Below are 26,609 nucleotides of genomic sequence, written 5' to 3' on the forward strand. Positions count from 1 at the left end.
ATCACACCCTTATATTTCTGAATGTGAGGATGATACTACTCTTTCTATATCTTCCATCTTAAAATCACTAGATTTTTCTTTATCTTTAGTAAAGTATACTAAGTATTCTATATTTCCTTCAGGCCCTTTAATAGGAGAATAACTAACTCCTAAAACATTTAAATCATTTTCTAGTAAATAATTTATTATTGAATTTACAACTTCTTTATGAGTACTTTCTTCACGAACTACACCTTTTTTACCAACTTTATCTCTTCCAGCTTCAAATTGAGGCTTTATTAAAGCTACAACTTCTCCATTATCCTTTAAAAGATTAACAGTTGCTGGCATTATTGTTTTTAATGATATAAATGAAACGTCTATTGATGCAAAATCTAACTTTTCACCTATATCTTCTGGAGTAACATATCTTATATTAGTACGCTCCATACAAACTACTCTCTCATCAGTTCTAAGCTTCCATGCAAATTGTCCATAACCAACATCTACTGCAAAAACTTTCTTTGCTCCATTTTGAAGCATACAGTCTGTAAATCCACCAGTTGAAGCTCCTATGTCCATACATACCTTATCTTCTAATATAATAGGGAATTCTTTCATTGCTTTTTCTAATTTTAATCCTCCCCTACTTACATAAGGTATAGCATCTCCTCTAAATTCAATATTGGAAGTAACTTTTATTTTTGCTCCTGCTTTATCAACTCTTTGTCCATCAACAAAAATTTTTCCTTCCATAATGTGTGCTTTAGCTCTTTCTCTTGATTGAATTATTCCTTTATCTACTAATAAAACATCAAGTCTCTCCTTTTTTTCTGCCATTTCCTATCTCCTCTTGTAATTTAAAAGTTTTAATACTTCGTCCTTTATGCCTTCAGGATCTAAATTTGAATCCTTATAAAGAGTATTTACATCTCCTTGTTTTACAAACTTATCATCATATCCTAATATTTTAAACTTTCCTTTAAATCCATAACTGTTAAGTGATAATAATATATTAGAGCCTAATCCACCCTTTATTATATTATCTTCTACAGTTATTATATCATATCCTTCATCAGATAATTCTTTAATTATTTGTTCATCTAATGGTTTTATAAATGTTGCATTAATTAATTTAGGATATATTCCTTCTTTATTTAAAAATTCTTTTGCAAGTAATGAATGTTGATTCATTTTACCTGTTGATATTATAGCTACTTTATCTTTTCCTTTATCTAATACTTCCCATTTTCCAAATTCAATATTTTCTAGACCATCTAAATCTTCAATTACATCTCCGCCTCTTGGATATCTTATTGCAACTGGTGTTTTAAATTTCAATGCCCATTTTAAAATTGGATCAACTTCCTTTAAACATTTAGGTGCTACTATTGTTATATTTGGTATCATTGAAAGATATGAGATATCAAATATTCCTTGATGAGTTTCTCCATCTTCTCCAACAATTCCAGCTCTATCTATTGCAAATACTACAGGAAGATTTTGAATACAAACATCATGTAATACTTGATCATATCCTCTTTGTAAAAATGTTGAGTATACTGCAAATACAGGTTTCATTCCTCCGCAGGCCATACCAGCTGCTAAAGTTACTGCATGTTGTTCTGCTATTCCAACATCAAAAAATCTTTTAGGATATTTTTTTCTAAAGGCATTTAGTCCTGTTCCATCTGGCATAGCTGCAGTTATAGCTACAATGCTATCATCTTCATCTGCAAGCTTTACTAATGATTCTCCAAATACTTTTGAGTAATTACACTTTGATGTTTTTATAGGCTCTCCAGTTTGTAAATTAAACGGAGATACTCCATGATATTTATCAGGACTTTCCTCTGCAAAATCATAACCTTTTCCTTTTTTAGTAACAACGTGTATTATAACAGGTCCATCAATATTTTTAGCCTTTGATAAAACATTTCTCATGTTTTTAATATTATGTCCATCTATTGGTCCTAAATATTTAAGTCCCATATCTTCAAATAACATTGAAGGTACTACTAATTGTTTTATACTATCTTTTAACTTGCTTAATTTTCTTGCAAGCTTTTTACCCATATTACTATTATTTAATTTAATATTTAATTCTTCTTTTAATTTATTATATTCAGGTTCCATTCTTAACTTATTTAAATAAGATGATACTCCTCCAACATTTGTTGAAATTGACATTTGATTATCATTTAAAATTACTATCATTTTAGTCTTTTTAAAACCTAAATCGTTTAAAGCTTCAAGTGCCATTCCACCTGTTAGTGCACCATCTCCAATAACTGCAACTATATTACTCTTTTCTTTTTTTAAATCTCTTGCCCTTGCAAGTCCAAGTGCAGCTGATATTGATGTACTGCTATGTCCAGTATCAAAAAAATCATACTTACTTTCATTTCTTTTTGGAAAACCACTCATACCATTATGTTTTCTAAGATTATTAAATCTATCTTTTCTTCCAGTTAATATCTTATGCACATAAGTTTGATGTCCAACATCCCAAACTATCTTATCTTTTTCTAAATCAAATTCACTAAATAAACTAAGTGTTAACTCTACTACACCAAGATTTGATGATAAGTGTCCTCCTGTCTTAGATACTGAATTTATTAAAAAATCTCTTATTTCCTGTGATAAAACATCCATTTCATATGGACTTAAATTTTTTATGTCCCTAGGAGATTTTATTTCATTTAAAATATCCTTCATTTCATTCAATCCTCTTTTTAAAATTCCCTCTTTAAAAGGTTTTTTGTTAATTCTATTAAATTGTCACTGTTAACTGTTAAGTTTTTTAGCAATTCAATACATTCATCTGTAATTTTTCCACACATCTTTTTACACTCTTCTATTCCATAAACTGAAACAAAATTTGTTTTATCCTTTTCCATATCTGCATGAACTTTTTTGCCAAGCTTTTGCTCATTTCCAACTACATCTAATAAGTCATCTTTTATTTGAAAAACTAAACCTAATTTTTCCCCAAATTCATTTAGTAATTCAATATCTTCTTTAGGTGCTTCTCCAAGGATAGCCCCTGAAACTATAGATGCTCTTATAAGTTCTCCTGTTTTTTTAAGATGCATATATTTAAGTTCATCTATGGATATATTTTTCCCTTCACTTATAATATCAACAACTTGGCCTCCAATCATTCCTTCCGCCCCTGAAGCCTTTGATATTTCAAGGGATGCTTTTAAACCCTTTAATCCATTATCTATTCCATTTTCCATAAGAAGAATCATAGCTTCATTTAATAATGCATCTCCAGCAAGTACTGCTATTCCTTCTCCATATACTTTATGATTTGTAGGTTCTCCTCTTCTTAAATCATCATCATCCATACAAGGTAAATCATCATGTATAAGTGAATATGTGTGAATCATCTCTATTGCACAAGCCATTTTAAGAGCTTTATCTAAATCCTCTTTATAGCAATTATATGTAAGTAATGCTAATATAGGTCTTACTCTTTTTCCACCAATATTTAAGCTGTAACTTTGTGCATCATATATTAATTTATTATAATCATCTCTATCATTAAAATAATTTTTTAAATAAAGGTTTATTTCCTGCTTTAAATCATTAATATTCATCAGAACCATCTTCAAATTTCACTTCTTCCTCATCTTTTACAATTGATATTTTTCCCTCATAATCATTTAATGTCTTATAAAGCTTATTTACAAGTTTTATACCTTTTTCATATTCCTTCATAGCTTCTTCTAAACTTAATTCATTTTCTTCAAGCTTTTCTAAAATGTCCTTTAAATTTTGAAGCATATCCTCATAACTAACTTTCTTCGCCATTTTCTTCTCCTTCATTTTCAGGCCTAAATTGCCCTTTTACACTACCATCTTTAAATAATATTTCAATATCCCTATTATTAACTAAATCATTTTTACTTTTTAATATTTTCTCCTCACTTTTAATTACAGCATATCCTTTGTTTAAAATTGTTAAAGGGTTATTTGCCATTAAAAGTGAATTTAATTCTTGTAATTTATTATTTTCTTTTGACAATCTATTTTTAATAACTAAATCCAAATTCTTTTTCATTCTATCTATTTCTAAATAATTATTACTTATTATAGAAATTGGTGAATGTAATTTTAATATTCTTTCTAAAGAATTTAAGTTACTTTTTTCTAATCCTATTATACTATCAATATTTTTATTAAGTAAAGCTTTCATATTTATAACTTCACTTATAATTTCATTTTTATTGCTTACTGCTATCTCAGCTGCTTGAGATGGAGTAGCTGCCCTTAAATCTGAAACAAAATCTGAAATAGTATAGTCAACTTCATGACCTACTGCTGATATTATTGGAATTTTTGATTTAAATATTGAATATGCAAGTTCCTCTTCATTAAAGTTCCATAGTTCTTCAATGGAACCACCGCCTCTTCCAATTATAATAACATCTACTGATTTCTTATTATTAAAGTATTTAATTCCATTAATTATTGTTTTATATCCATCTTTTCCTTGAACTTTAGCTGGATACAAAACTATATCTACTGAAGAATTTCTTCTTCTTGAAACATTTAAAATATCATGTATTGCAGCTCCTGTTTCTGCTGTAATTACACCAACTCTTTTTGGATTTTTTGGTATTTTCTTTTTAAATTCTTCATCAAAAATACCTTCTTTTAAAAGTTTTTCTTTTAGCTTTTCAAATTTTATATGAAGATCTCCAATTCCACTTTGCTCCATTTCTCTGCAGTATAATTGAAGACTTCCACTTACAGGATAAACAGAGGCTCTTGCTCTAACAATTACCTCCATACCCTCTTTTAATTCAAATTTTAAGTCTAAAGCATCCCCTCTAAACATAATACAATTTATTTTTCCATTATCATCTTTTAATGAAAAATATATATGTCCACTAGAATGATACTTTAAATTAGAAATCTCTCCTTTTACAGAGAGATTGCTTAATATAAAATCATTATCTATGATTTTCTTTATATAATTATTAACCTCTGAAACCTTTAAAACTTTAATTCTCATCTTCTTTTATTGCCTCACAAACATTATTAATTAAAAGTGTAGTTGTAAGTGCTCCTACCCCTCCTGGTACTGGAGTTATAAGGGATGCTTTTTTTGAAACATCGTTAAAATCAACATCTCCTGTTATTTTACCTTCAAAAGATGACGTTCCAACATCAATTACAATTGCACCTTCCTTTATGTATTCAGATGTAATAAATTTTGGTTTTCCTATTGCTACTACTAATATGTCTGCTTCTTTACAAACTTCTTTTAAATTTTTAGTTCTTGAATGACATATAGTAACTGTTGCATTTTCTTTTAAGAATAATTGCAAAAGAGGCTTTCCTACTATGTTGCTTCTTCCTAATATTGTAACCCTCTTTCCTTCTAAATCAATATCTTTACTCTTTAATAGTCTAATTACTGAATTAGGAGTACATGGAAGGAAAGTTTCTTCTCCAAGATATAACTTTCCAACAGATTTGTAAGTTAAACAATCTATATCCTTAGAAGGGTCTATTGTATCAACAACCTTTTTCTCATCCATATGCCTTGGAAGAGGAAGTTGTAGCATTATTCCATGTATAGTTTTATCATTATTTAATTTATTTATTAATGAAATTAACTCTTTTTCTTCAATTTCACTATCTAAAATTATTTTTTCAAATAAAACTCCAAGAGAAGTTGCAACTTTCTCCTGTGAATTTAAATAATATATTGATCCACCATCATTTCCAACTAAAATTGAAGCAATTTTAGGGATTGATTTTAAATTAGCTTTTCTTTCATCTATAAAAGCTTTTATATCTTCTTTAACTTTTTTTGATACTTCTCTTCCATCAATAATATTATTCAATACTAAACTCCTCCTATTTGCTCTTATATATCTTATCTAAAATACCATTTATAAATGAAACTGATTTTTCATCTGAATATTTCTTTGTTATTTCTAAAGCTTCATTAATGGCAACCTTCTCTGGTACATCACTTACATAATTCATTTCATAAAGTGCAAGTCTTAATATAGCTAAGTTTACCTTAGAAATTCTCTCAATACTCCATTTTTGAAGATTAGCCTTTATTAATTCATCTATTGAATCTCTATTTTCTTCTACACCTTTTAAAACTTCTGTTATATATGATAAATCTACATCTTTTATATTTCCTTCATAATTATCAACAAATGTTTCTATTGCCTCGTCATATGACTCCTTAGTTAGCATTGTGCTAAATATTAATTCCATTGCTTTCTCTCTTGATAATTTTCTACTCATCTTTTCCTCCTAGATTTCTTTAATTCTTTATAAGCCTTTTCTAATAGTACTAAAAATTATATATTATGGCAAGGAAACACCCTCTGAATATCAGAGGGTGAAACTAAATTTCCTTTGATTCTTTTTCTGAATTCTTTGGTAAGTATATGTTTTGAACATATACATCTACACTACTTACAACTAAACCTGTCATAGCTTCAACAGTTTTCTTTACGTTCTCTTGAACTTGACCTACAACATCTAGAATTTTAACACCATACTCAACTGTTAATGCTATTTCTATTCTTGCTCTGTCTTCTTCTAAAGTAACCTTAACAGACTTACCTGATGATTTTTTTCCTTTTAGTAGTTGTGATATGTTATTTGTAACTCCATGTTGGAATTCCATAACACCATCAATTTCTTCTGCTGCAATACCAGCAATAACTGAAACAACTTCATCAGAAATCTTCACTATTCCAATGTTTTCATTATTGAAGTTTTCCATTACATTCGACCTCCTAGGTTTCACATTTGCAAAACTATTTATCTAGGATTATTATATCAAATATGATTTTACATTACAATGTATTTATTTTTTAACTTCTATTGATACATCGTTTATATTTGCAACATCTTGAACAATTTCTTGGATTTGTAAACTCATCTTTTGGTCAATTCCTTCTGTCTTTACAAATACCTTTGCTTTACTTCCATCAATAGTACATAATACATCTTCTATACCTTTATTTTTTATGTTCATTTCTACTCTATGTTCATTATCTTTTTGTTTAGTTTTTTCTAATAACTCTTTTTGAGCACTTGCTTTTTGTTCTTTTGAAGTATTTTTATCATTAACTATAGCCTTTAAATTTTGAATTGTTTCTGCAGTCTTTTCTTCTTTCTCACCTCTTGAATCATAGAAGAAATCTTTTTTTGCTGATGTTTCAGCTTCCTTTTCATTATTTTTTTCATTCTCATCTGTTACACTACTTACTTGACTTAATCCAATTGGATCATTTAATCCTCCATTATTAAGCTTTGTAGCTAAAAGTCCTACGCAAATTATTAATCCAAGTAAAGTGAAAATAATACCAAATTGTTTTTTATTCATTTTCATTCTCCTCCCATTCTTTACCTATTGAATTATATGCTAACTATTCATAGGATATACATTAACTTTATCAACAGAAAGATTATATAAATTTGATACTGCTTTTTGAATTTCATATTTTGTTTTGCTATTTTGTGCTCCCTCTGCTGTAACCACAACACCTATTGCTTTAGGCTTATATGTTTGTAATATAAATGGCTCATTTCCTTCATCCTTTGTTTTCATAACTATTTTTGATCCATCATTTTTTTGTTTATTTATTCTCTTTCCACCTTCACTATCTGTTTCTTCAGTTACTGATGTATGTGTATCCTCATCATATGCTGGAACTTTAATTTCTCCACTTTCAAAAGAAATCATAACATCAACATTACCAACCCCCTCTATCTTTTTTAAAATAGTAGTTAATTGCTCCTTTTGTTCTCTTTCATACTCATCCCTTACTTTTGCTTCATTTTGAATATTTTCTTCAAGGCTACTTGATGTTTGTACCTCTTTCTTATTATCTTTATCTTTAGAAGGCCCTAATACGTTTAATGCTAATAATAAAAATAACATAATTATTATTATTGCAATTAAAATGTTAACATTCTTCTTTTTAAGAAAATTATTTACAATCTCCTTAATCTTTTCAAAGTCCATATTTTTCTCCTCCTTTACTCCATTTTATATATGTTAATTTTCTCCTTATCAATTTGAAGCTCCTTACATATAAATTTAACTACCTCTCTATACTTATCATTTTCTTTATCTTTTTTATTTTTTTCTCCCTTAGAATTTATTTTTACTTTATTAACCTTTTCTATATTTTTTATTTTTTTATCTTTTATCTTTACATCCAAATTATTTATTACTAAACTTCCCTTATTAAAGTCCACTTCACAATCTACTTCACATTTAAAATCTAAATTTTCAAATTCTTTTTTTAACATATTTTCTAAATTTTTATTAAAATTATTTTTAAAACTTTCCTTATTAGTATTTTTTAAATTATCATCATAATTTTTTTTATCTTTATTTGAATTATATTCAGTTTCGTATGAGCTAATTACATCTTTTAATTTATCTTCACCTTTTGAAAATATTGTTAAGATAGGTGTTAAAATTACCGATATTAAAATAAGTCCTAACACAAACTTTAAATATTTTTTCATATTATTATCAGGTGCTATTAATTCTACTGCTGCTATAAATATTAAAGTTGTAACTAAGGTAATTACAAAATTTCTTATTAGTTCCAAATCAAACTACCCTCCTACAATAAATTTTCCAGCGGATGCCATTATTCCAAGTAAAATAAAAAACATAAAACTTACACTTATAACACAGGAAAGTAAAAGCATTAATGCATCTCCTGCTGATGCTATAGATGAGGTAATTCTTTTATCACTTATAGGTTCAATTAATCCAGCTGATAGTTTATATATAAAGGCCATTATTATTAACTTTATTATTGGATATATAAGAACTAATACAATTACAATAAGCCCAACTCCAGTTATTGCATTTTTTATTATAAGTGAATACCCTGCAACGGATGTTATTGCATCTGAAAATGTTTTTCCAACTATAGGAACAAAATTATCAATAGCAAATTTTGTAGTTTTAAGGGCTACTGCATCCATAGTATCTGCTGTAATTCCTCTAATTGTTAAAACTGCTATAAATACAGTTATTATTATTCCTTGAAGCCACATTATAACCTGCTTAAGAAGCTTACATAAATTATCTATTTTATGCTCATTTGAAAGATTATTTGCAAACTCCATAACAAAGCTTATAAGTATTAATGGAATAATAATAGTTACATATATTTTAGGAATTATAGTTACTCCAGCTAGTATAATAGGATCTAATGTGGCAGCTTGTACTAAACCTCCAGCTAATGCAATCATTGTAACTAATATAGGTAGTAATGCATTCATAAAATTAGAAATTTCATTAATAGCTTCTGTGGCAACAGATATTGATATTAAGAAACTTTTTGAAAGTATCATAATTAATATTGAGTAACATGCAAAAAAAGCAATTTGTGATATGTTGTCATTTTTAAAGGCATCCTGAAGATTTTTAAGAAGGGAACATAAAATTGCAATAACCATAACTGATATTACAAGTTTCAAAACGCTTCTAACTTCTCTAAAGAGCAAACTTAAAATAGCTTTTAAAATAACTGAAAAGCTTATATTGCCTTCCCCATTTTCTATATATGACTTTACATACTCTGATGGATTAAGCTCATTTACAAGTTCAACATCTGTTTTCATTTTATTTATATAATCATATAAATTATCTAAACCTTCCTTTGTTTCTTTATTCATAAGATTTTCTTTTGTTTCTTTCGTTTCAGCTACTGCTACTATTTTATTAGTTGATATTTGAAAACCTAAAATAACTGAAAATACTATAGTAAATATTATTGCAACAATTGTTTTTTTTGAAAATTTATTCATACTTATCACCTACAGTATTTTTAAAATAGAATCAAGTACAGCCATTAAGATTGGTACAGCAAGGGCTAAAATCATTATTTTCCCTGCAAATTCAACCTTAGAACCAATTGTTTGTGCTCCTGCATCTTTACATATTTCTGTTGCAAAGGAAGCTAAATATGCAATAGCTAATATTTTCATTATTATTCCAATGTATACAGTATCAATTCCTGCTCTATTTGCAATATCTTTTAAAAATGAAATTATTCCCTGAAGTTCTCCCATCATAAACGCAAATATTAGTATTCCAGCTACAAGACAAACTAAAACGGCAAGTTCACTTTTCCTATCTTTAAATAGTAAAAAGATAAATAATGCAATTAAAGCAAAGGTTACTACCTTTAAAATCATCATAATATCACCTATAACATAAACATAGTTTTAACAGATTGAAATAAATCCCCAATAAGAGAAACTATCATAAGAAGAATAATTACAACTCCAGCTATATTAGTTATTACGGCTATATCATCTTTACCACTACTTTTTAATACTTTGTCTAATATTATTATGAGTACTCCAGCGCCCCCTATTTTAAACAGTATACTTACATCTAACATAACACCCCTCCTAATTTATAATAAAAATATAATAATCATTGCACCAATACATACCCCTAAATATCTGTATAATTTTATATTTTTATTAGCTATTGTCTCTGCTTCTTTAATATTGATATTTAAATTAGCTATTACTAAATTAAACATTTTTTCTTGTCCATAAACTCCAAGTTCCCCTAATGATTTAAGGAAATCTCCAAGAACCCTTTCATCCTCCTTATTTAAATAAATATTATTTTCTTTTTCATATATAATTTTAAAAGCATGGTATACACTATCTTCTTTTCCCTCTAATAAGACCTTTGAAGAGTTTAAGAATAATTCCTTTATTGGAGTTCTACACTTTGTCCCAATTGAATTTAAAGCCTCTGGCAAAGGAGTCATATTATAAACAATCTCATTTTGAAGAAGTAATATACTCTTTAAAATTTCTTTAAGATTTTTATATCTATTATTAAATTTTTCTCCATATGCATAACCACCATAAGAAAATGCTAAAAATACAATTATTAAAATTATTAATTTAAGCAACAGACATCACCTTCTTTTCCTATGGAATATACCTTTTCAATAGTTCCAACTCCTAATCTATTACTAAGAAGAATAACTCTCTCTATAATTCCAAAATTAAAAAGATTACTAAAAACTTTTCTACTTTTAACATCCTCTAAATTGCTTCCATGAACAGTTACAACAACATTAACTCCAGAATTAAAGGCGGTATTTAAGGCAATTACATCCTCTTTTGTTCCTATTTCATCACATATTAAAACATCAGGTGATAATGACCTTATAGCCATAATCATTCCCTCTCTTTTCAAACAGTTATCTAATATGTCTGTTCTAATTCCTAAATTCATTTGTGGAATTCCAAGATAACTTGCTCCTATTTCACTTCTTTCATCAATTACAACTACTTTTTTCCCTTCTAATTTATTTTTAGAATCTCCAGAGGACAATATTCTTGCAATATCTCTTAAAATTGTAGTTTTACCACATTTAGGTGGAGATATAATTAAAGTGTTTTTTATAATATTATTTTCATAAATAAATTTAATAACTTTTTTCCCACAGCCAATTATTTCTTTAGAAATTCTAATATTTAAAGAGGCTATATTTTTAATTGTTTTTATTGAATCTCCATTCATAACACATTCCCCTGCAATGCCAACTCTATGTCCACCTTTTAAAGTTATAAAACCTTGCTTTATTTCCTCTTCATAGGCATAAATAGAATAATTAGATATTCTTTGCAGAATAAATTTAAATTCTTCCTTTGTAACTTCTTTAGATAATATAACCTCTCCCTTATTTGTATATAATATAATTGGCTTATTTATTTTTATACGTATTTCTTGAATTCCTTCTTTAACATATTCATTAATTAAACTCATAATATTTTTAGGAAAAATATTAATTCTCTCTTCTTCTCTTAACATTTAACATTCTCTCCTCACATAGTTAAACTTACCTTACCCTTTATAATTAATATTTTTATAATTAAGTAAATATTACTTATTTTTATTAAAATATGTAAAATGGGTATAAAAAAAAGAGCTTTGAAATCAAAACTCTTTAAACTACTATTTCATTATATTTTTATTACAGTAAGGACATGGAATATTACTGTTCTTTTCTAATGCAGAACTTTCAATAAAAATTGGTTTATTGCAATGAATACAATTTATTTCTTTATATTCATCTTCAATTTCAGTTAATTCCTCTAAAGAAACTTCTTCAAACAATTCATCTTGAATTCCTGAAAGATCATCATCCATATATTCTAAATTTTCTTGTATTGCTTCTTGATTTATTTGAAGCTCTTCTATTTTATCTGATAATTTATTAAATATACTAGAAACTTTATTTAATATATCCTTATTTTCAGTATTATCTATTTTATCTATACAATTATTTAGCTCTTGGATTTCTTTTTTTATATCATTCATATCAACACTTCCTTTTATATTAAAATTGCTAAGTTCTTTGAACTTAGCAATTTATTGTACTATTAAACTCTTTCCATGTACTCTCCAGTTCTAGTATCAACTCTAATAGTATCTCCTTCATTAACGAACATTGGAACGTTTATGATTGCACCTGTTTCTACAGTAGCTGGCTTTAATGTATTTGTTGCTGTATTTCCTTTAACGCCTGGCTCACTGTGTGTTATTAATAATTCAACAAAGTTTGGAGCTTCAACTGAGAAAGCATCACCTTTGTAAAATTTAATAATAGCAAACATATTTTCCTTTAAGTATTTTATAGCTTCTTCAACCTTTTCATAGTTTAAAGGAATTTGATCATATGTTTCTTGATCCATGAAGTAGTATAACTCTCCATCTGTGTATAAATATTGCATTTCTTTTCTTTCAATTACAGCTTCTTGGAACTTAGTTGTTGGGTTGAAAGTTGTTTCAGTAACTCCACCTGATATAACGTTTCTAAGTTTTGTTCTAACGAAAGCTGCGCCTTTTCCTGGTTTAACATGTAAAAAGTCTACAACTGTAAATACTTGTCCTTCGTGTTCGAAAGTTGTACCTTTTCTTAAATCTCCTGCTGATATCATTAAATATCCCTCCAAAAGTATAAATTCAAATCCAAATAAATTATATTATTAACTTTTAAACATATATAATCATAATTTGGTTTCTTCTGACATACAAATTTATTTTATCAAAACTTCATATTAATTGCAATTAGTTAGAGTGCTAATTTAACAGTATTTTTATATATTTAGACTCTATCTTTAAATATTATTATACTTATTATAAATTTTTATACCCTAAAACAGTCACCTTTAGACAAAACTTTTCATCCATATAATTTATATTATAGTTTATTACATTATAATCTTCTATTTCTTTTAAAAATTTAACTATCCTATTTTTATTTCCCTTCATAGTTACTTCCATACTAAAATCTTCCTCATTATTTATACTGTTTATCTCAGCTCCCTTTATATTATTAAAATAATTAAATATATCATTAATATTTTTATCTTTATATTCATTAGACACATCTACAGAATATTTATTATGAAATTCCTCTTCCTTATTAGAAAAAGATAGAAATACTATACCTTGTAAAAATAAAATTACTATTAATACTAAATATTTAATATATATTTTCTTCAAAATTTAATCTCCTAACACATTTAAATAATATTTTTTATCTTCATTCCATACCTTTTTTATAGTTAAATCCTTTTCTATCTTTTTTATATCTTTAACATTTTTTAATACTATTTTCCCAGAGTTATCTTCAATATCTCCATAGTTAGTATGTTTATGCAATAAATCAATCCAATTTATTAATTCACTTTTTACATCTATCCTCTTTTCAACAACATTTTCTTTTTTAGTATTATTCTTTTCAGAAAATGCTTTATTAACATTGCTTATATTAATAGGAAATATTAATATATTAGCTAATAACAATAAAACAATTCCTCTATTAATACTTTTATTGTTATTCTCTTCTTTTTTAGAAATAAACTTTTCTGGTATAAAATTTTTGTTCATTTATTTCCCCTCAATAATTAGATTTTGCTTTTTATATGGAAATTCAAATTTTGCTAAAATAATATTTTTAAAAGATGAAAATTCTTCATTTGATAAGTGTATAGAACTTTTTATAATAAAATTATTATTAACTTCTAAAAAATAATATTTCTCATTTACTTCTATTAATGATTCAAATTTTCTTTTTCCTATCTTTTCTCTTAAAAACTTTATTAATATGAATTGAATAGGTTTAACTTCTATTTTTTTAATATTCTCAATAAAAGGAACTATTCTATTTCCTCCTTTTATTGCATAAATAAAAGTTTTTTTATTTTTTCTATCTATAGTAAAATGAATTAAATAATCATCATTATTGAATTCTTTTTTTATTTCATTATTAATAATATTTTTTATCTCACTTCTTTTAGTTGTATCATATTCTTTAATATACAATTCTTCATCTAATATTACAAAATTAGCTTTTTTATTCTTTTTAACTTCATTTATTATATCTTTTAAATGTTTACCTTCACCATTATACATATATTTATTTTTATTAATAGTAATTATTTTTTCTCTAAGTATCACTTACATTTATCCTCCTTTTTGGTATTAAAATTATCTTTTCTTCATTTTTTATATAGGAACAATAAATATAATCATCTATTTTATCTATTCCATAACTTAATTTAAAAGTATCCTTATCCTTTATATAATTTAAATTAAGTCTATACTCACTATTTTTAATAGGCTGAGAAAAGTCTTCTTTCATCTTTTCTATTAATAATTTTGTATTTTCATTAATCCAATTATTAGCATATTTCAGGACTGTTTCCTCTACACGATCTAAATCTCTCATACTTTTATGAGCTTTATATCTTTTAGAATATGTAAAATTCATCTTATGTATGGATGCTCCTCCTAAAATAACTATGGATATAAAAGAAATAAGAAGCATAGTGCTTAATAAAATATATCCCTTTTTCTTTACAAACATACTAAAAACTCTCTTCCATCAACTATAAAATTTGCATATATTAAGTTTTCCTTTTTTAATACATTAAATTCTTCTACATTTTTTAAAATAATATTTGATGTTTCATATTTTTTCTTATTTTGAAATTGATTATAAGAATAATATTTAACATATAAATTTCCACTTATAACTTCAAACTCTTTTGATTTTACATTTAAATTTTTATTTATAACATTATTTTTATTGTTTACTTCTTCAATTCCTTCTTCTTCTTTAATTATTTCCACTTTATTATCTTTTATAATATAATCTGTATTATTTACATCACTAAATATCTTCCTTATAGTTAATATTGCATTATCTATTTCATCTTCCCTATTTATAAATTCTCCTCTTCTAATGAAATGTTTATATCCATCAATAGTTATTGTTGTAATTAAACAAAGTATTATTGTTGAAATAAATATATACGCTATACACTCAATTAATGTAAAACCATCTTTTTTTCTCTTTGTTCCATCCAAAGTTCCTTTTCTACCTCTTCTTTTAAAATTTTATTCCCATTTTCTACAAAAGAAATTCTAAGATTAATTTTTTCTAATGTTCCACTAACCTTTTCTACTTCTATTACTTTTTTGTTAAAGTTATCTTTAATATTTAACACATCCTTTGTCTTTAAATCACTTAATATATTTTCTCCTATACCTATTACAATTTTATTTCCTATTAGTTTATTTTCTAATTCCTCTATTGTTGTATTAAATTTAATTTCATTTATTATATTATTCATTAATATATTATTTTCTCGGACTTCATTTCTGCTTTTAAAAGAATTAACATCCTCTTTATTAACTCCTGCAAAAGAAATAATAGTTATTGAAATAATAAATATAGATAACATACATTCAAGAAGCATACTTCCTTTTTTCTTAATAACTTTCAATATTTACATAATCAACTCCTACTCTAATTTTTATATAATATTTTTTATTGTTTTTTGTATTGTTAAGTGTTGTTGTTTGAGATTTTAATTGCCCATTAGATGATATAACGATATTAGGATTTGATATAACTTCTATATAATCTGGAATATCTATCATTTCTTTATGAACTTTTCCTTTTTGTAATTTTACTTTCTTATTTAAATTATCAAAAGATATTCTTAATCCTATATCTTCATCTATAGCAATGGCTTTTCCTTCTGACAATATATGCTTTATTGAAACAAAAAAATTATCTAGTCTAATATCTTCATTTAATTTTTTATAATATTTTAAGGATATAGATCCAAATGTAAACAAAATAGTTAATATAGCCATAGATGCTATTAATTCTATTAATGTAAATCCCTTTTTTATTTTCAAGATACCCCTCCATATATTCCATCAAAAATTGGTAAAATAAAAGTTATAAGAAATGTAAATACAATAGATGCTATTAATAATATTGATATCGGTTGAAGTAATGAAGCTATCTTTTTGAATTTATCATTACATCTTTCATTTAAAGTATTAGTTAAGTTTTCAAGTCTTTCATCTAAAGCTCCACTTTCTTCTCCTAATTTAATCATTGCAATTGTATAATTAGATGGATTTATAACTTCTTCTATTACTTCTGATATTTCATTTCCTTTAAGTATCCTTTCATTTATATCTCTATATAAATTTTTTCTAAAACTATCTTCTTCGCAATATTTAAGTGCTATTGATATATTAGTTCCGCTAACTATAATAACTTTTATTAGCAAAATTATTTCATATTCTCTTATTTCCTTTAAAAGTTTTACTTTATTTAACAATATATTTGTAATCTTGTTATAATATAATTTTATAAATATAACAGGAGTTAAAATAAACCAAAATACTGTAAAAGAAATAGCAGAAGCAGGATATTTATTAACCCAAAGTGATAAATTTAATATATTTTTTGTTAAATTAGGTATATTGCTTCCTAATGATACATAAACACTTTCAAGCTGAGGGATTATAAATATAATAAAAAATATACACATAATAAACATTGTTACAATTAAAAATATTGGATAAATTGATGCATTAATAATATTATTTTTCATACTATCTTTTCTTTTGTAATATATACTCATCTCTTTTAATACATCACTTAACCTTCCTGTCTTTTCTCCAATAGATATCATTCCAGTTAAAAATGTTGGATATAAATTAGAAAACTTAGAAAAACTTTCCCCTAATGTTTCTCCCTTTCTAACTCTTTCACCTATATATTTAATACTTTCTTTATAGTCTTTTCTTAGAGGAAAATCATTAAGTAATTCAATTGATTTTGTTATTTGAAGACCATCATTATATAATGAATATAGGTTTTCACACATTATACTTATATCTTTATAAGATTTCTTTTTCATTATTTTCATATTTAATTAAATCCTCTCCATGAATAAATCTCCTATATTGCTTATAGCTTATTTCTCCATTCTTAAGTAAACTTTTACATACATGATACATTTGCTCGTTAGAAAGAAATTCTAAATCATTGTAAATATTATTAAATTTATTTCTTGTTTTTTCATCTATAAAATGTATTGCACAAATTAATCTTCTTCCCTTAATACCAGTAAAGTTACATTTTTTGCAGCCAACTTCTCTATATAATGTATATTCTTTTCCTTTTATTATTTCCTTGTGTTTTTCTTTGCAATTTGGGCATAATCTCCCTACTAATCTTTGTGAAATAGCACCTATTAAAGAATCCTTTATTAAATAATTTTTCACCTTCATATCTTCAAGTCTTAAAAATATATCTCTACTTGATTTTGTATGAATAGTTGAATAAACTTTATGTCCTGTAATAGCAGCCCTTGTTGCCATACTAGCTGTTTCTTCATCTCTAATTTCTCCAACCATAATAACATTTGGATCTTGCCTCAAAATGCTTCTTAATCCTTCTGCAAAACTAAAGTTTATCTTTCTATTTACATTCATTTGGTTTATATCTTTAATATTGCACTCTACAGGGTCCTCTATAGTAGTTATATTAATGTCCTTATCCTTTATACTTGATATAATTGAATACAATGTGGAAGTTTTACCACTGCCTGTTGGTCCACTTATAATAAGCATTCCAGTTTCTGCATTAATAATTTTATTTAATATTTCCTGCTGAAAAGGAAGAAGTTTTAAACTATCTATACTATGATCTAACTTTTCTTTGTAAAGAATTCTTATTACCATCTTTTCTCCGTAAATTACTGGTATTGTAGATATTCTACAATCAAAACTTCCTTTAGAATTTTTAATTAAAATTTTCCCATCTTGAGGTTTTCTCTTTTCTGCAATATCCATATTCCCATTTAACTTAACTCTAGATAATATTTGGTTATAATCTATATTTCTAATTTTACCTACAATAGATAAAATTCCATCTATTCTTATCCTTATAGTTACAAAATTTCTTGAAGGTTCAAAATGAATATCACTTCCATTTTTATTAATTGTTTCCTCTATTATAGTTTCCTCTAAATTCACATCTAAATTAGGCTTTAAAGCTAATATAAGATTATTAAATATTTCTTTGTCTACTATTATAAATTTCACCTTTTTGCCAAAAATAAATTCAATATAATCCTTGCTTTCATAATTTTCTTCATAGGTAACTACATTAATATAATTGTCTATTTCATAAAGAGGAATAACTTTAAATTTAATCATTTTTTCCTTTGATATTTTATACACTGAATTTAAATCAGAAATACTTATTAATTCTTTCACTTAACACCTCCAATTTAATTATGGTCACATTCTAATAATTTTTATTCCATTTAAAAGAAAAAAGTCTTGGATTTTTACCAAGACTTTTTTCTAGTTAAATTTTATAAATTCATATTTTCCTGTTTTATTACTTATAAGAGAAATACTTTCATCTTTATATGAAAAAACCTCTTCATTATCCTTCCCACTATTAGAGCCTATAAAAAGTATATCCCCTTTATCACCAATTCCTACTCCCTTTTTTAAATTAATAATTGAAGGGAAGGAATATACTAATCTTTTCTTTGAATTTTTATTAACCTTATATAATGAAGGTGCATCATTAACTGCAGTTCCCAAAATATAATACTCATTAGATACCTTTAAAATATCATTAACTTCCTTAAAGTTTTTAGAAATTATATTTTCCTTTTTATCATTATTATTTATAACCTTTAATATTTTATTATTGTCTGGAGTTTCCTGAAGTATTACAACTTCATTTTCTAGTCCCTTTAAAAATTTAACATATCCACCTTTTAATTTATATAACAGTTCTTCTTTGTTAGTTTTTAAATTATAAGTGAAAACCCCATTAACTCCATCATCTGAAATTCCATAATAAACTAATGTATCTCCATTTATAAAATCATAAAATTCTCCTGATATAGCTACCTTCGATTGTATATTAATAACTTTATTATCCTCTAATGATAAAACTTTCAGCTTATATCCATTATCATAAACCATGTAAGAAACATAATTACCGGAAGGAGAAAGTTTAATAAAACTATAATCTTTATCCTCTATTTCTCTATTTTTACCCTTATAATAAATGTAGTGCTTACCATCTTTTAGAAAAATATAATTTCCGCTCTCCTTATTATAGTTAGTTACAATATTTTTACTATTTAAGTTATTATATTTCCCATCCAAAAAATTTAAAGTACTATATTCTCCCTTTTCTTCTAATAACACTGAACCGCTTTGCACTTTTAGCTCTTCTCCGTTTTTACCAGTAAGTCCATCATTTTGCACATTTTTTTGTCCACATGCAGTTAGAATAAATGAAAAACCTAAAAAAATTAATATATATAGTGGTCTTTTTTTTAAAACATTCATTCTATTCCCTCTTCTAACTTATATTTTATAAAGTTTCTCCTGTGCAAATATATTCAGCGTTACCTGTCATATATACTCCATCATCTTCAACCTCTATTATAAGCTCTCCTCCTTTAAGAGTTGCTAATACCTTTTTATTAGTTAATCCAAATTTATATGCAACAACAGCAGATGCGCAAGTTCCTGTTCCACAGGCAAGGGTTGCACCTGCTCCTCTTTCCCAAGTTTCTACTTTAATATGATCTTTATTTATAACCTTAACAAAATTTACATTAGTTCCTTCACTAAAAATATCAAACTTTTCTATAAACTTTCCTTCTTCTACATTATAACCATCTTTATCTTCTATTATTATAGTATGAGGTACCCCAACTAAAACAGATGTTAAGTTATAATCTTTATTATTTATATTAATAGTTTCATTTATAAGTTCTTTTTTATTTTTTAGTGGTATTTTATCTCCTTCAAAGGAAGGTTTCCCCATATATACTTTAGCTCCTATAAATTGTTCATTTTCATAAATAAGAGTTATTTCTTTTTGTCCATCATCTGTTTCAACAGTAAAACATTTATCCTTAACATATCCTTTATCATAAATATATCTTCCAAAACATCTTATTGCATTTCCACACATATTTGCTCTTGAACCGTCACTGTTTATAATAGTCATTTTCATATCAGAATTTTTTGAATTCCTTATAATTATTAATCCATCTGCCCCAATACCAAAATGTCTATTACATAACTTTTTAGCTATATCTATTTCACTACTTTCTAGAGTATTATCTAAATCCTCTATAAAAATAAAATCATTTCCTATTCCTTGCATCTTTGTAAATTTCATAACTTCTGCTCCTCCTAAAGTACTTATATATTAAATTGATTATTACCTTAATTTAGTGTTATACTATTTTTAAATTCTAAAAAAGAAAGGATGATACCTTTGGCATTAGATGGTATATTTTTAAATAATTTAATCGATAATTTAAAGGAATCTATAATTGATTCTAAAATAGATAAAATAAATCAACCAGAAAAGGATGAAATAATTTTACATTTAAGAAAATATAGAAAAAACTTTAAACTTTTAATCTCAGCATCCTCACAATTTGCAAGATTACATATTACTAACATTCAAAAAGAAAATCCCCTTAAAGCACCACTTTATTTAATGGTTCTTAGAAAATATTTAATAGGTGGACTTATAACTGACATAACCCAAAAAGAGGGAGATAGAGTTGTTACAATCCATATATCTTCTAGAGATGAACTTGGTTTTGATAGTAAATATTTATTAATTATTGAAATTATGGGAAGACATTCAAATATAACTCTTGTTAGAGAAAGAGATTTAAAAGTTATGGAATCAATTAAACACATAACTCCTGATATAAACAGTTATAGAGTTTTATATCCTGGTGTTACCTATGTTTATCCTCCTAAATCAACTAAATTAAATCCTTTTAACTTTTCAAAAGAATCTTTTATTAATTTATTAAATGATAATTCTAATATTAATGAAGATTTCTTCTTTAAAAACTTTACAGGTGTTAGTAAAATTTTATCAAAAGAATTATATCTTAATCTTTCTAACTCTAATTATAACTTAAAGGATAGTAAAATATTATACAAATTTGTTACAAATTTATTTGAAACTATAAAAAAATTTCCTTCATTTCATATATATGTTGATAAGGACGGGCTTTTCAAGGATTTTCACTCAATGGAATTTTTATCCTTTAAAGATAAGTTTTCTTCTATAAAATATGATAATCCCTCTATAATGTTAGATGAATTTTATAGAAAAAAAGATAAACAAGAAAGACTTCATAATAGATCTCAAAATTTACAAAAACTTATTCATACAAATATTGAAAGATGTTTAAAAAAGAAAAGAATCCTTGAAAATACATTAAATGATTGTGACTCTAAAGAAAGTTTTAAAATTAAAGGAGATTTATTAACATCATTTATTTATAGCTTCAAAAAAGGTGATAAATCTATTGTACTGCAAAACTTTTATAAGGAAGATTCTCCAAATGAAGAAATTAAATTAAATCCAAATAAGACACCTTCTGAAAATGTTCAATTTTATTATAAAAAATATAATAAATTAAAAAAGGCAGAAGAGGAAGCTTATATTCAACTAGATAAAAATGAAACTGAACTTAATTATCTTAATTCAGTATTAACTAATATTATAAATGCTGAATCCTATGATGAAATAGAAGAAATTAAAAACGAATTAATGGAAACTGGATATTTAAAATTCAAAAAATCTTCAAGTAAAAAGAAATTAAAATCAAAGCCACTTCATTTTATATCTTCTGATGGAATTGATATATATGTTGGTAAAAATAATCTACAAAATGATTATTTAAGTTTAAAGTTTGCTAATAAAAACTTTATGTGGCTTCACACTAAAGATATACCAGGTTCTCACGTAATAATCTGTTCAAAGGATATACCAGACAAAACATTAGAAGAGGCTGCTATTTTAGCTGCATTTTATAGCAAAGCTAAGGCTTCATCTAAAGTACCTGTTGATTATACTTTAGTGAAGAATTTAAAAAAGCCAAATGGAGCTAAACCAGGTATGGTAATATATCATACAAACTTTACATTATATGCAGAGCCAAAAGATTTTTTAAATCTTAATTTAGAACAAGTATAAAAAAGATTCGCATAAAAATTTATGCGAATCTTTTTTTAATCCATTAGGCACTGCATTAGAGTATCTCCTGGATTTTTTATTAATTTGTTATCAAAATATTGATAATAGTAACATTTTAATTTACCATTATATAGTTTTCTATTTTTTGATGATTTTATTTTAAAAGCATTTTCAAATCCTTCATAGGAAGTAAGTATATTAAATTCCCAATCTGAATATTTCTTTTTATATCCACCAAAAATTCCATAAAGTTCTCTAACTTCTCTTTCATCACTTAATCTTTCTCCATAAGGTGGATTTGAAATTATAAATCCATATTTATGTTTATTAGAAAAATCTCTAAAATCTCTTTCTTGGAATTCTATATATTCTAAAACTCCAGCTTTTCTTGCATTTTCTTTTGCAGTTCTTAAGACTCTATGGTCTATATCATATCCTAAAAGTTTTATATCTTTATTTTTTATAGCTCTTCTTGCACCTTCTCTAACTTGACTATATATATCAGGTGGCATTGTTGGCCATTCTTCTGATGCAAATTTCCTCTTAAGTCCTGGAGCAATATTTTGCATTATCATACATGCTTCTATAAGAATTGTTCCTGAACCACAAAATGGATCTACTAAAACATAATCTTCTTTCCATCTTGATAAAAGAACCATAGAAGCTGCTAATGTTTCTTTAAGAGGTGCAGCTCCTGCATTTTCTCTATATCCTCTCTTATGAAGTCCTACTCCTGATGTATCAATAGTAAGGGTTACCTTATCTTTTAATATTCCAACTTCTATTTTATAAACAGGACCATCTTCACTAAATCTATCAATTCCATAAGCTTCGCTCATTTCAGTTACAACAGCTTTTTTAACTATTGACTGACAATCTGGAACACTATGAAGAGTTGATTTTATAGACTTACCAACTACGTGCATAACTCCATTTTTAGGGATAATCTTACTCCATTTAACTTTTTTAGTTCCTTGGAATAATTCTTCAAAGCTTCTAGCTTCAAATTCTGCCATTTTTATAAAAACTCTATCTGCAGTTCTTAAATGAATATTAGCTATTGCAATATCCATTTCATCCCCTTGAAAGTGTACTTTACCATTTTCTGATTTTAGACCTTCATATCCTAAAGCCTTTAACTCTTTTGCTGTTACACCTTCTATACCAAAGGTAGTGGTTGCAATTAAATCATATTCCATCTATTTTTCTCTCCTTTAAGTTTTAAATTAAACTTATTTTTCGTATATCTTTACTGAGTCTTCCCCATCTATTTCTAGAATTTTAACTCCAACAATCTCATCTCTTGATGTTGGTATATTTTTACCTACAAAATCAGCTCTTATAGGTAGCTCTTTATGTCCTCTATCTATTAAAACAGCAAGTTCTATAACACTTGGTCTACCTGCATCCATTATTGCATCAATAGCAGCTCTAACAGTTCTACCTGTATATAAAACATCATCTACAAGTATTACCTTTTTATTTGTAATATCACAATTTAATTCTATACTTCTTATTTGTGGTATTTCATTATCCTTTGTTAAATCATCTCTATATAAAGTTATATCTACTAATCCTACTGGAATTTCTACTCCCTCAATTGCTGTTATTTGTTTAGAAATTCTTTGTGCAAGTGGGTATCCTCTTCTTTTTATTCCTATAAGAACTGTGTCTTCTACTCCTTTGTTTTTTTCAATAATTTCATGAGAAACTCTAATTAAACTTCTTTTTATTGCTTTGTCATCTAAAAGATTAGCTTTTAAATTCATTATTATCCTCCTTATAAATTTATATATTATCTTTTCTTAAATTTTCTAATAATTCTTTATAATTTTCTGGAAGTTCTGATGTAAACTCCATATATTCATCAGTAGTTGGATGAATAAATCCTAATGTTTTAGCATGTAACATCTGTCCTTCATTTTTAAACTTTCCTTTTTTAAATCCATAAGTAGGGTCTCCAACTAAAGGATACCCAATTGAAGCCATATGTACTCTAATTTGATGTGTTCTTCCAGTTTCTAATATACATTTTACTAAACTTGCATTTTTAAATCTTTCAATAACTTCATAATGAGTTACTGCACGTTTTCCATCAGGCATTATTGCAATCTTTAATCTATCTTTCTTAGATCTTGCAAGTGGTTTATCTACTGTTCCACTATCTTGTTTAATTCTTCCTTCAACTAAAGCATAATATTCTCTTTTCATTGAATGAGCCTTTAATTGTTCTGATAATTTGTTGTGAGCTTTATCATTTTTTGCAACTACTAATACTCCTGTTGTGTCCTTATCTATTCTATGGACTATTCCAGGTCTTATAACTCCATTTATACTTGATAAATCTTTGCAGTGATATAATAGTGCATTTACAAGAGTTCCATTGTAATTTCCTGGGGCTGGATGTACAACCATTCCCTTTGGTTTATTTACAACAATAACATCTTTATCTTCATATATTATATTAAGTGGAATATTTTCTGCCTCTACTTCTAATTCTTTAACTTCTGGCATTTTTATTTCTATCTTATCATTTTCTTTTAACTTATAATTACTTTTTACTTTTTTATTATTAACTAAAACGCCTTCATTTTCTATAAGTCCTTGAATAAAACTTCTTGATTTTTCTTCAAATTTGCTTGAAAGGAATTTATCAATTCTAATTCCCTTTTCCTCAGAACTTATGTTGTATATCATTTCTTCCATTATTTAAGTCTCCTAAATCTTTATTACTTTAACAATTATAATATATTGACTAACTTTACTCAACTATAAGTGTATATAAAAAATCAGCATTACATTTGTAATGCTGATAATATTAATCTTCCTTTTTAGCAAAGAAACTTTTTATTTCATCTAATTCATTTTGTGAAACTTCTTCTTCACCTTCATTATTATCTTCATATGAAATATCTTTAATATTCACTTCTTCCTCAACTGGAGTAGAAATTGAATAATTCTTATTAATATCTTTTTCTAAATCATCAAATGTTTCTAATTGAGTATTCATAAAGTTTCTAAATTTTGCTCTAAATTTAATAAATTCTTGTTTAACTCTATCAAATTCATCATTTATTTGAATAACATCATTATGAGCTTTATCAACTATTCTTTGAGCTGTTTCATTAGCATTTTTAACTATTATTTCGGCTTCCTTTTGAGAAGATTCCTTTGCTTGGTCTGCTGCATTTTGAGCAAGAACTAAAGTGTTTTGAATAGTTGTTTCTATTTTTGCATAATGTGATATTTGTTCTTCTAAAACTTCTAACTTTTCCTTTAATTTTGAATTTTCCTTATATAACTCTTCATAATTATCTACTATTTCATCTAAGAACTCATCTACTTCATCTGGATTGTATCCTCTAAGTCCTCTCTTAAATTCCTTATTATTTATATCCATTGGAGTTAATTTCATTATTTCCACACCTCTATTATGTATATTTTTTTATATTTATTTTACACTTGCCACTTTTACTATAGCCTGTACAATCCCCTATAATAAATTTACCATATCTTCTTATAGTTATTCTATCATCTTCATTCACTTCTAAACTTTTATTTCTATTTATATTATAGTTTATAAGTACATTTCCTTCGTCTATTAATTTTTGTGCTACTCCCCTAGATTTATTAATAAGTTTAGCAACAATTGTATCTATTCTCATTGAAGGAACTAAAATAATTTCATCTTTAAAATTATTAGTTATATTTTGAATATCATCAAATATCTCTTTAACTTTACAAGGTACTTTAGAAACCTTTTTTAGATTTATTATTATATAATCTGCTATATCCTCATGTACTGCTGCATAACAAATATTTTCTTTTACAATTAAGTCTCCTATTTTATCTCTTTCAATTCCTAATGCCAAAATACTTCCTAAAAAATTTCTATGTGAAACCTCATTAAATTTTGATGTATTCTTTATTTCTAAAACTCTAATTGGAAAAGGTAAATCAAAAATGTTATTAAAAGATATCATTCTTCTTTCTGAATCCTTAAAGGCTCCAAAACTTTCAATTTTAAAATCTTTTATTTTAACCTCATCCTGAAAGAACTTCCATATATTTGGCGGATAAAAATCATTACCAAACATAGGAATATTTCTTTCATAGGAAAACATCATTTTCTCGTATAAATTAATAGCACTAGACTTATCTTCATCATTAAAACTTTTTAATATAAATTCTCTATTCATA

At 25.9% G+C, this 26,609-nt stretch carries 35 protein-coding genes; 1 reads left to right on the forward strand and 34 read right to left on the reverse strand.

Annotated elements, in window-relative coordinates:
- Window positions 1-9 precede the first annotated feature (9 nt).
- From J2S18_RS05815 to dapF, 29 genes are all read right to left on the reverse strand, one after another.
- The gene (locus J2S18_RS05815; RefSeq protein ID WP_307484448.1) at window positions 10-819 is read right to left on the reverse strand and encodes a TlyA family RNA methyltransferase; all 810 of its coding nucleotides are present in this window, start codon (window positions 817-819) and stop codon (window positions 10-12) included.
- 3 nt (window positions 820-822) lie between these two features.
- Window positions 823-2,697, reverse strand: a complete 1,875-nt coding sequence (dxs, locus tag J2S18_RS05820; protein ID WP_307484451.1) for a 1-deoxy-D-xylulose-5-phosphate synthase — start codon at window positions 2,695-2,697, stop codon at window positions 823-825.
- 17 nt (window positions 2,698-2,714) lie between these two features.
- On the reverse strand, window positions 2,715-3,584 hold the full coding sequence (locus J2S18_RS05825) for a polyprenyl synthetase family protein (RefSeq protein WP_307484645.1): 870 nt from the start codon (window positions 3,582-3,584) through the stop codon (window positions 2,715-2,717).
- Entirely contained in the window at window positions 3,574-3,798 is a 225-nt protein-coding gene (locus J2S18_RS05830) for an exodeoxyribonuclease VII small subunit (protein ID WP_307484453.1), read from the reverse strand. Before J2S18_RS05830 ends, J2S18_RS05825 begins: the two co-directional genes overlap by 11 nt.
- The gene (gene xseA, locus J2S18_RS05835; RefSeq protein WP_307484454.1) at window positions 3,782-5,005 is read right to left on the reverse strand and encodes an exodeoxyribonuclease VII large subunit; all 1,224 of its coding nucleotides are present in this window, start codon (window positions 5,003-5,005) and stop codon (window positions 3,782-3,784) included. The genes J2S18_RS05830 and xseA overlap by 17 nt, the downstream gene beginning before the upstream one ends.
- Window positions 4,995-5,843, reverse strand: a complete 849-nt coding sequence (locus J2S18_RS05840; RefSeq protein ID WP_307484457.1) for a tetrahydrofolate dehydrogenase/cyclohydrolase catalytic domain-containing protein — start codon at window positions 5,841-5,843, stop codon at window positions 4,995-4,997. The genes xseA and J2S18_RS05840 overlap by 11 nt, the downstream gene beginning before the upstream one ends.
- A 13-nt stretch (window positions 5,844-5,856) precedes the next feature.
- The gene (nusB, locus tag J2S18_RS05845; protein ID WP_307484459.1) at window positions 5,857-6,261 is read right to left on the reverse strand and encodes a transcription antitermination factor NusB; all 405 of its coding nucleotides are present in this window, start codon (window positions 6,259-6,261) and stop codon (window positions 5,857-5,859) included.
- A gap of 103 nt (window positions 6,262-6,364) precedes the next feature.
- Window positions 6,365-6,748 carry an Asp23/Gls24 family envelope stress response protein gene (locus J2S18_RS05850; RefSeq protein WP_307484463.1) on the reverse strand — a complete coding sequence of 128 codons (384 nt, stop codon included), beginning with the start codon at window positions 6,746-6,748 and terminating at the stop codon, window positions 6,365-6,367.
- A gap of 84 nt (window positions 6,749-6,832) precedes the next feature.
- Complete coding sequence (locus tag J2S18_RS05855; RefSeq protein ID WP_307484466.1) at window positions 6,833-7,354, reverse strand: SpoIIIAH-like family protein; 522 nt, start codon at window positions 7,352-7,354, stop codon at window positions 6,833-6,835.
- A 39-nt stretch (window positions 7,355-7,393) separates the two neighbouring features.
- Window positions 7,394-7,996, reverse strand: a complete 603-nt coding sequence (spoIIIAG, locus tag J2S18_RS05860) for a stage III sporulation protein AG (protein WP_307484467.1) — start codon at window positions 7,994-7,996, stop codon at window positions 7,394-7,396.
- 14 nt (window positions 7,997-8,010) lie between these two features.
- Window positions 8,011-8,595: a stage III sporulation protein AF gene (gene spoIIIAF, locus J2S18_RS05865; protein ID WP_307484470.1), complete on the reverse strand. Its 585-nt coding sequence runs from the start codon at window positions 8,593-8,595 to the stop codon at window positions 8,011-8,013.
- A gap of 6 nt (window positions 8,596-8,601) precedes the next feature.
- A complete protein-coding gene (spoIIIAE, locus tag J2S18_RS05870; RefSeq protein WP_307484471.1) occupies window positions 8,602-9,807 on the reverse strand; it encodes a stage III sporulation protein AE in 1,206 nt (401 codons plus the stop codon).
- A 9-nt stretch (window positions 9,808-9,816) separates the two neighbouring features.
- Window positions 9,817-10,200, reverse strand: a complete 384-nt coding sequence (spoIIIAD, locus tag J2S18_RS05875; protein ID WP_307484473.1) for a stage III sporulation protein AD — start codon at window positions 10,198-10,200, stop codon at window positions 9,817-9,819.
- A gap of 8 nt (window positions 10,201-10,208) precedes the next feature.
- Window positions 10,209-10,406: a stage III sporulation protein AC gene (gene spoIIIAC / locus J2S18_RS05880; RefSeq protein WP_307484475.1), complete on the reverse strand. Its 198-nt coding sequence runs from the start codon at window positions 10,404-10,406 to the stop codon at window positions 10,209-10,211.
- Between the two features lie 15 nt (window positions 10,407-10,421).
- Entirely contained in the window at window positions 10,422-10,937 is a 516-nt protein-coding gene (spoIIIAB, locus tag J2S18_RS05885; RefSeq protein ID WP_307484478.1) for a stage III sporulation protein SpoIIIAB, read from the reverse strand.
- On the reverse strand, window positions 10,925-11,845 hold the full coding sequence (gene spoIIIAA, locus J2S18_RS05890) for a stage III sporulation protein AA (protein ID WP_307484480.1): 921 nt from the start codon (window positions 11,843-11,845) through the stop codon (window positions 10,925-10,927). The genes spoIIIAB and spoIIIAA overlap by 13 nt, the downstream gene beginning before the upstream one ends.
- A gap of 144 nt (window positions 11,846-11,989) precedes the next feature.
- Window positions 11,990-12,355 (reverse strand): CD1247 N-terminal domain-containing protein, encoded by a 366-nt coding sequence (locus J2S18_RS05895; RefSeq protein WP_307484483.1) that lies wholly within the window; start codon window positions 12,353-12,355, stop codon window positions 11,990-11,992.
- A gap of 62 nt (window positions 12,356-12,417) precedes the next feature.
- Window positions 12,418-12,975: an elongation factor P gene (gene efp, locus J2S18_RS05900; RefSeq protein ID WP_307484486.1), complete on the reverse strand. Its 558-nt coding sequence runs from the start codon at window positions 12,973-12,975 to the stop codon at window positions 12,418-12,420.
- A 199-nt stretch (window positions 12,976-13,174) separates the two neighbouring features.
- On the reverse strand, window positions 13,175-13,543 hold the full coding sequence (locus J2S18_RS05905) for a hypothetical protein (RefSeq protein ID WP_307484488.1): 369 nt from the start codon (window positions 13,541-13,543) through the stop codon (window positions 13,175-13,177).
- A 3-nt stretch (window positions 13,544-13,546) separates the two neighbouring features.
- Window positions 13,547-13,930 carry a hypothetical protein gene (locus J2S18_RS05910; protein WP_307484490.1) on the reverse strand — a complete coding sequence of 128 codons (384 nt, stop codon included), beginning with the start codon at window positions 13,928-13,930 and terminating at the stop codon, window positions 13,547-13,549.
- Entirely contained in the window at window positions 13,931-14,500 is a 570-nt protein-coding gene (locus J2S18_RS05915) for a hypothetical protein (RefSeq protein ID WP_307484493.1), read from the reverse strand.
- On the reverse strand, window positions 14,490-14,909 hold the full coding sequence (locus J2S18_RS05920; protein ID WP_307484495.1) for a hypothetical protein: 420 nt from the start codon (window positions 14,907-14,909) through the stop codon (window positions 14,490-14,492). Before J2S18_RS05920 ends, J2S18_RS05915 begins: the two co-directional genes overlap by 11 nt.
- Complete coding sequence (locus tag J2S18_RS05925; protein WP_307484497.1) at window positions 14,900-15,412, reverse strand: hypothetical protein; 513 nt, start codon at window positions 15,410-15,412, stop codon at window positions 14,900-14,902. The genes J2S18_RS05920 and J2S18_RS05925 overlap by 10 nt, the downstream gene beginning before the upstream one ends.
- Window positions 15,373-15,831, reverse strand: a complete 459-nt coding sequence (locus J2S18_RS05930) for a hypothetical protein (protein ID WP_307484500.1) — start codon at window positions 15,829-15,831, stop codon at window positions 15,373-15,375. Before J2S18_RS05930 ends, J2S18_RS05925 begins: the two co-directional genes overlap by 40 nt.
- Complete coding sequence (locus J2S18_RS05935) at window positions 15,818-16,252, reverse strand: pilus assembly FimT family protein (protein ID WP_307484503.1); 435 nt, start codon at window positions 16,250-16,252, stop codon at window positions 15,818-15,820. The genes J2S18_RS05930 and J2S18_RS05935 overlap by 14 nt, the downstream gene beginning before the upstream one ends.
- Window positions 16,249-17,280: a type II secretion system F family protein gene (locus J2S18_RS05940; protein WP_307484507.1), complete on the reverse strand. Its 1,032-nt coding sequence runs from the start codon at window positions 17,278-17,280 to the stop codon at window positions 16,249-16,251. Before J2S18_RS05940 ends, J2S18_RS05935 begins: the two co-directional genes overlap by 4 nt.
- The gene (locus tag J2S18_RS05945) at window positions 17,252-18,634 is read right to left on the reverse strand and encodes a GspE/PulE family protein (protein ID WP_307484510.1); all 1,383 of its coding nucleotides are present in this window, start codon (window positions 18,632-18,634) and stop codon (window positions 17,252-17,254) included. The genes J2S18_RS05940 and J2S18_RS05945 overlap by 29 nt, the downstream gene beginning before the upstream one ends.
- Before the next feature lie 90 nt (window positions 18,635-18,724).
- Entirely contained in the window at window positions 18,725-19,735 is a 1,011-nt protein-coding gene (locus J2S18_RS05950) for a hypothetical protein (protein ID WP_307484513.1), read from the reverse strand.
- A 25-nt stretch (window positions 19,736-19,760) separates the two neighbouring features.
- Complete coding sequence (gene dapF, locus J2S18_RS05955) at window positions 19,761-20,579, reverse strand: diaminopimelate epimerase (RefSeq protein ID WP_307484515.1); 819 nt, start codon at window positions 20,577-20,579, stop codon at window positions 19,761-19,763.
- 99 nt (window positions 20,580-20,678) lie between these two features.
- Between dapF and J2S18_RS05960 the strand changes: the two genes are divergently transcribed.
- Complete coding sequence (locus tag J2S18_RS05960; protein ID WP_307484518.1) at window positions 20,679-22,409, forward strand: Rqc2 family fibronectin-binding protein; 1,731 nt, start codon at window positions 20,679-20,681, stop codon at window positions 22,407-22,409.
- Window positions 22,410-22,444: 35 nt separating this feature from the next.
- Here J2S18_RS05960 and J2S18_RS05965 read toward each other — a convergent pair whose 3' ends face one another.
- The 5 genes from J2S18_RS05965 to J2S18_RS05985 form a co-directional block, all read right to left on the reverse strand.
- The gene (locus tag J2S18_RS05965) at window positions 22,445-23,608 is read right to left on the reverse strand and encodes a THUMP domain-containing class I SAM-dependent RNA methyltransferase (RefSeq protein WP_307484520.1); all 1,164 of its coding nucleotides are present in this window, start codon (window positions 23,606-23,608) and stop codon (window positions 22,445-22,447) included.
- Between the two features lie 33 nt (window positions 23,609-23,641).
- Window positions 23,642-24,184, reverse strand: a complete 543-nt coding sequence (pyrR, locus tag J2S18_RS05970) for a bifunctional pyr operon transcriptional regulator/uracil phosphoribosyltransferase PyrR (RefSeq protein WP_465254223.1) — start codon at window positions 24,182-24,184, stop codon at window positions 23,642-23,644.
- A 13-nt stretch (window positions 24,185-24,197) separates the two neighbouring features.
- Entirely contained in the window at window positions 24,198-25,115 is a 918-nt protein-coding gene (locus J2S18_RS05975; protein ID WP_307484521.1) for an RluA family pseudouridine synthase, read from the reverse strand.
- A 112-nt stretch (window positions 25,116-25,227) separates the two neighbouring features.
- Window positions 25,228-25,824: a DivIVA domain-containing protein gene (locus J2S18_RS05980; protein WP_307484524.1), complete on the reverse strand. Its 597-nt coding sequence runs from the start codon at window positions 25,822-25,824 to the stop codon at window positions 25,228-25,230.
- 16 nt (window positions 25,825-25,840) lie between these two features.
- Window positions 25,841-26,608, reverse strand: a complete 768-nt coding sequence (locus tag J2S18_RS05985) for a YlmH family RNA-binding protein (RefSeq protein ID WP_307484527.1) — start codon at window positions 26,606-26,608, stop codon at window positions 25,841-25,843.
- Between the last annotated feature and the right edge of the window lies 1 nt (window position 26,609).

Source organism: Eubacterium multiforme, from assembly GCF_030813415.1.
GTDB lineage: Bacteria > Bacillota > Clostridia > Clostridiales > Clostridiaceae > Clostridium > Clostridium multiforme.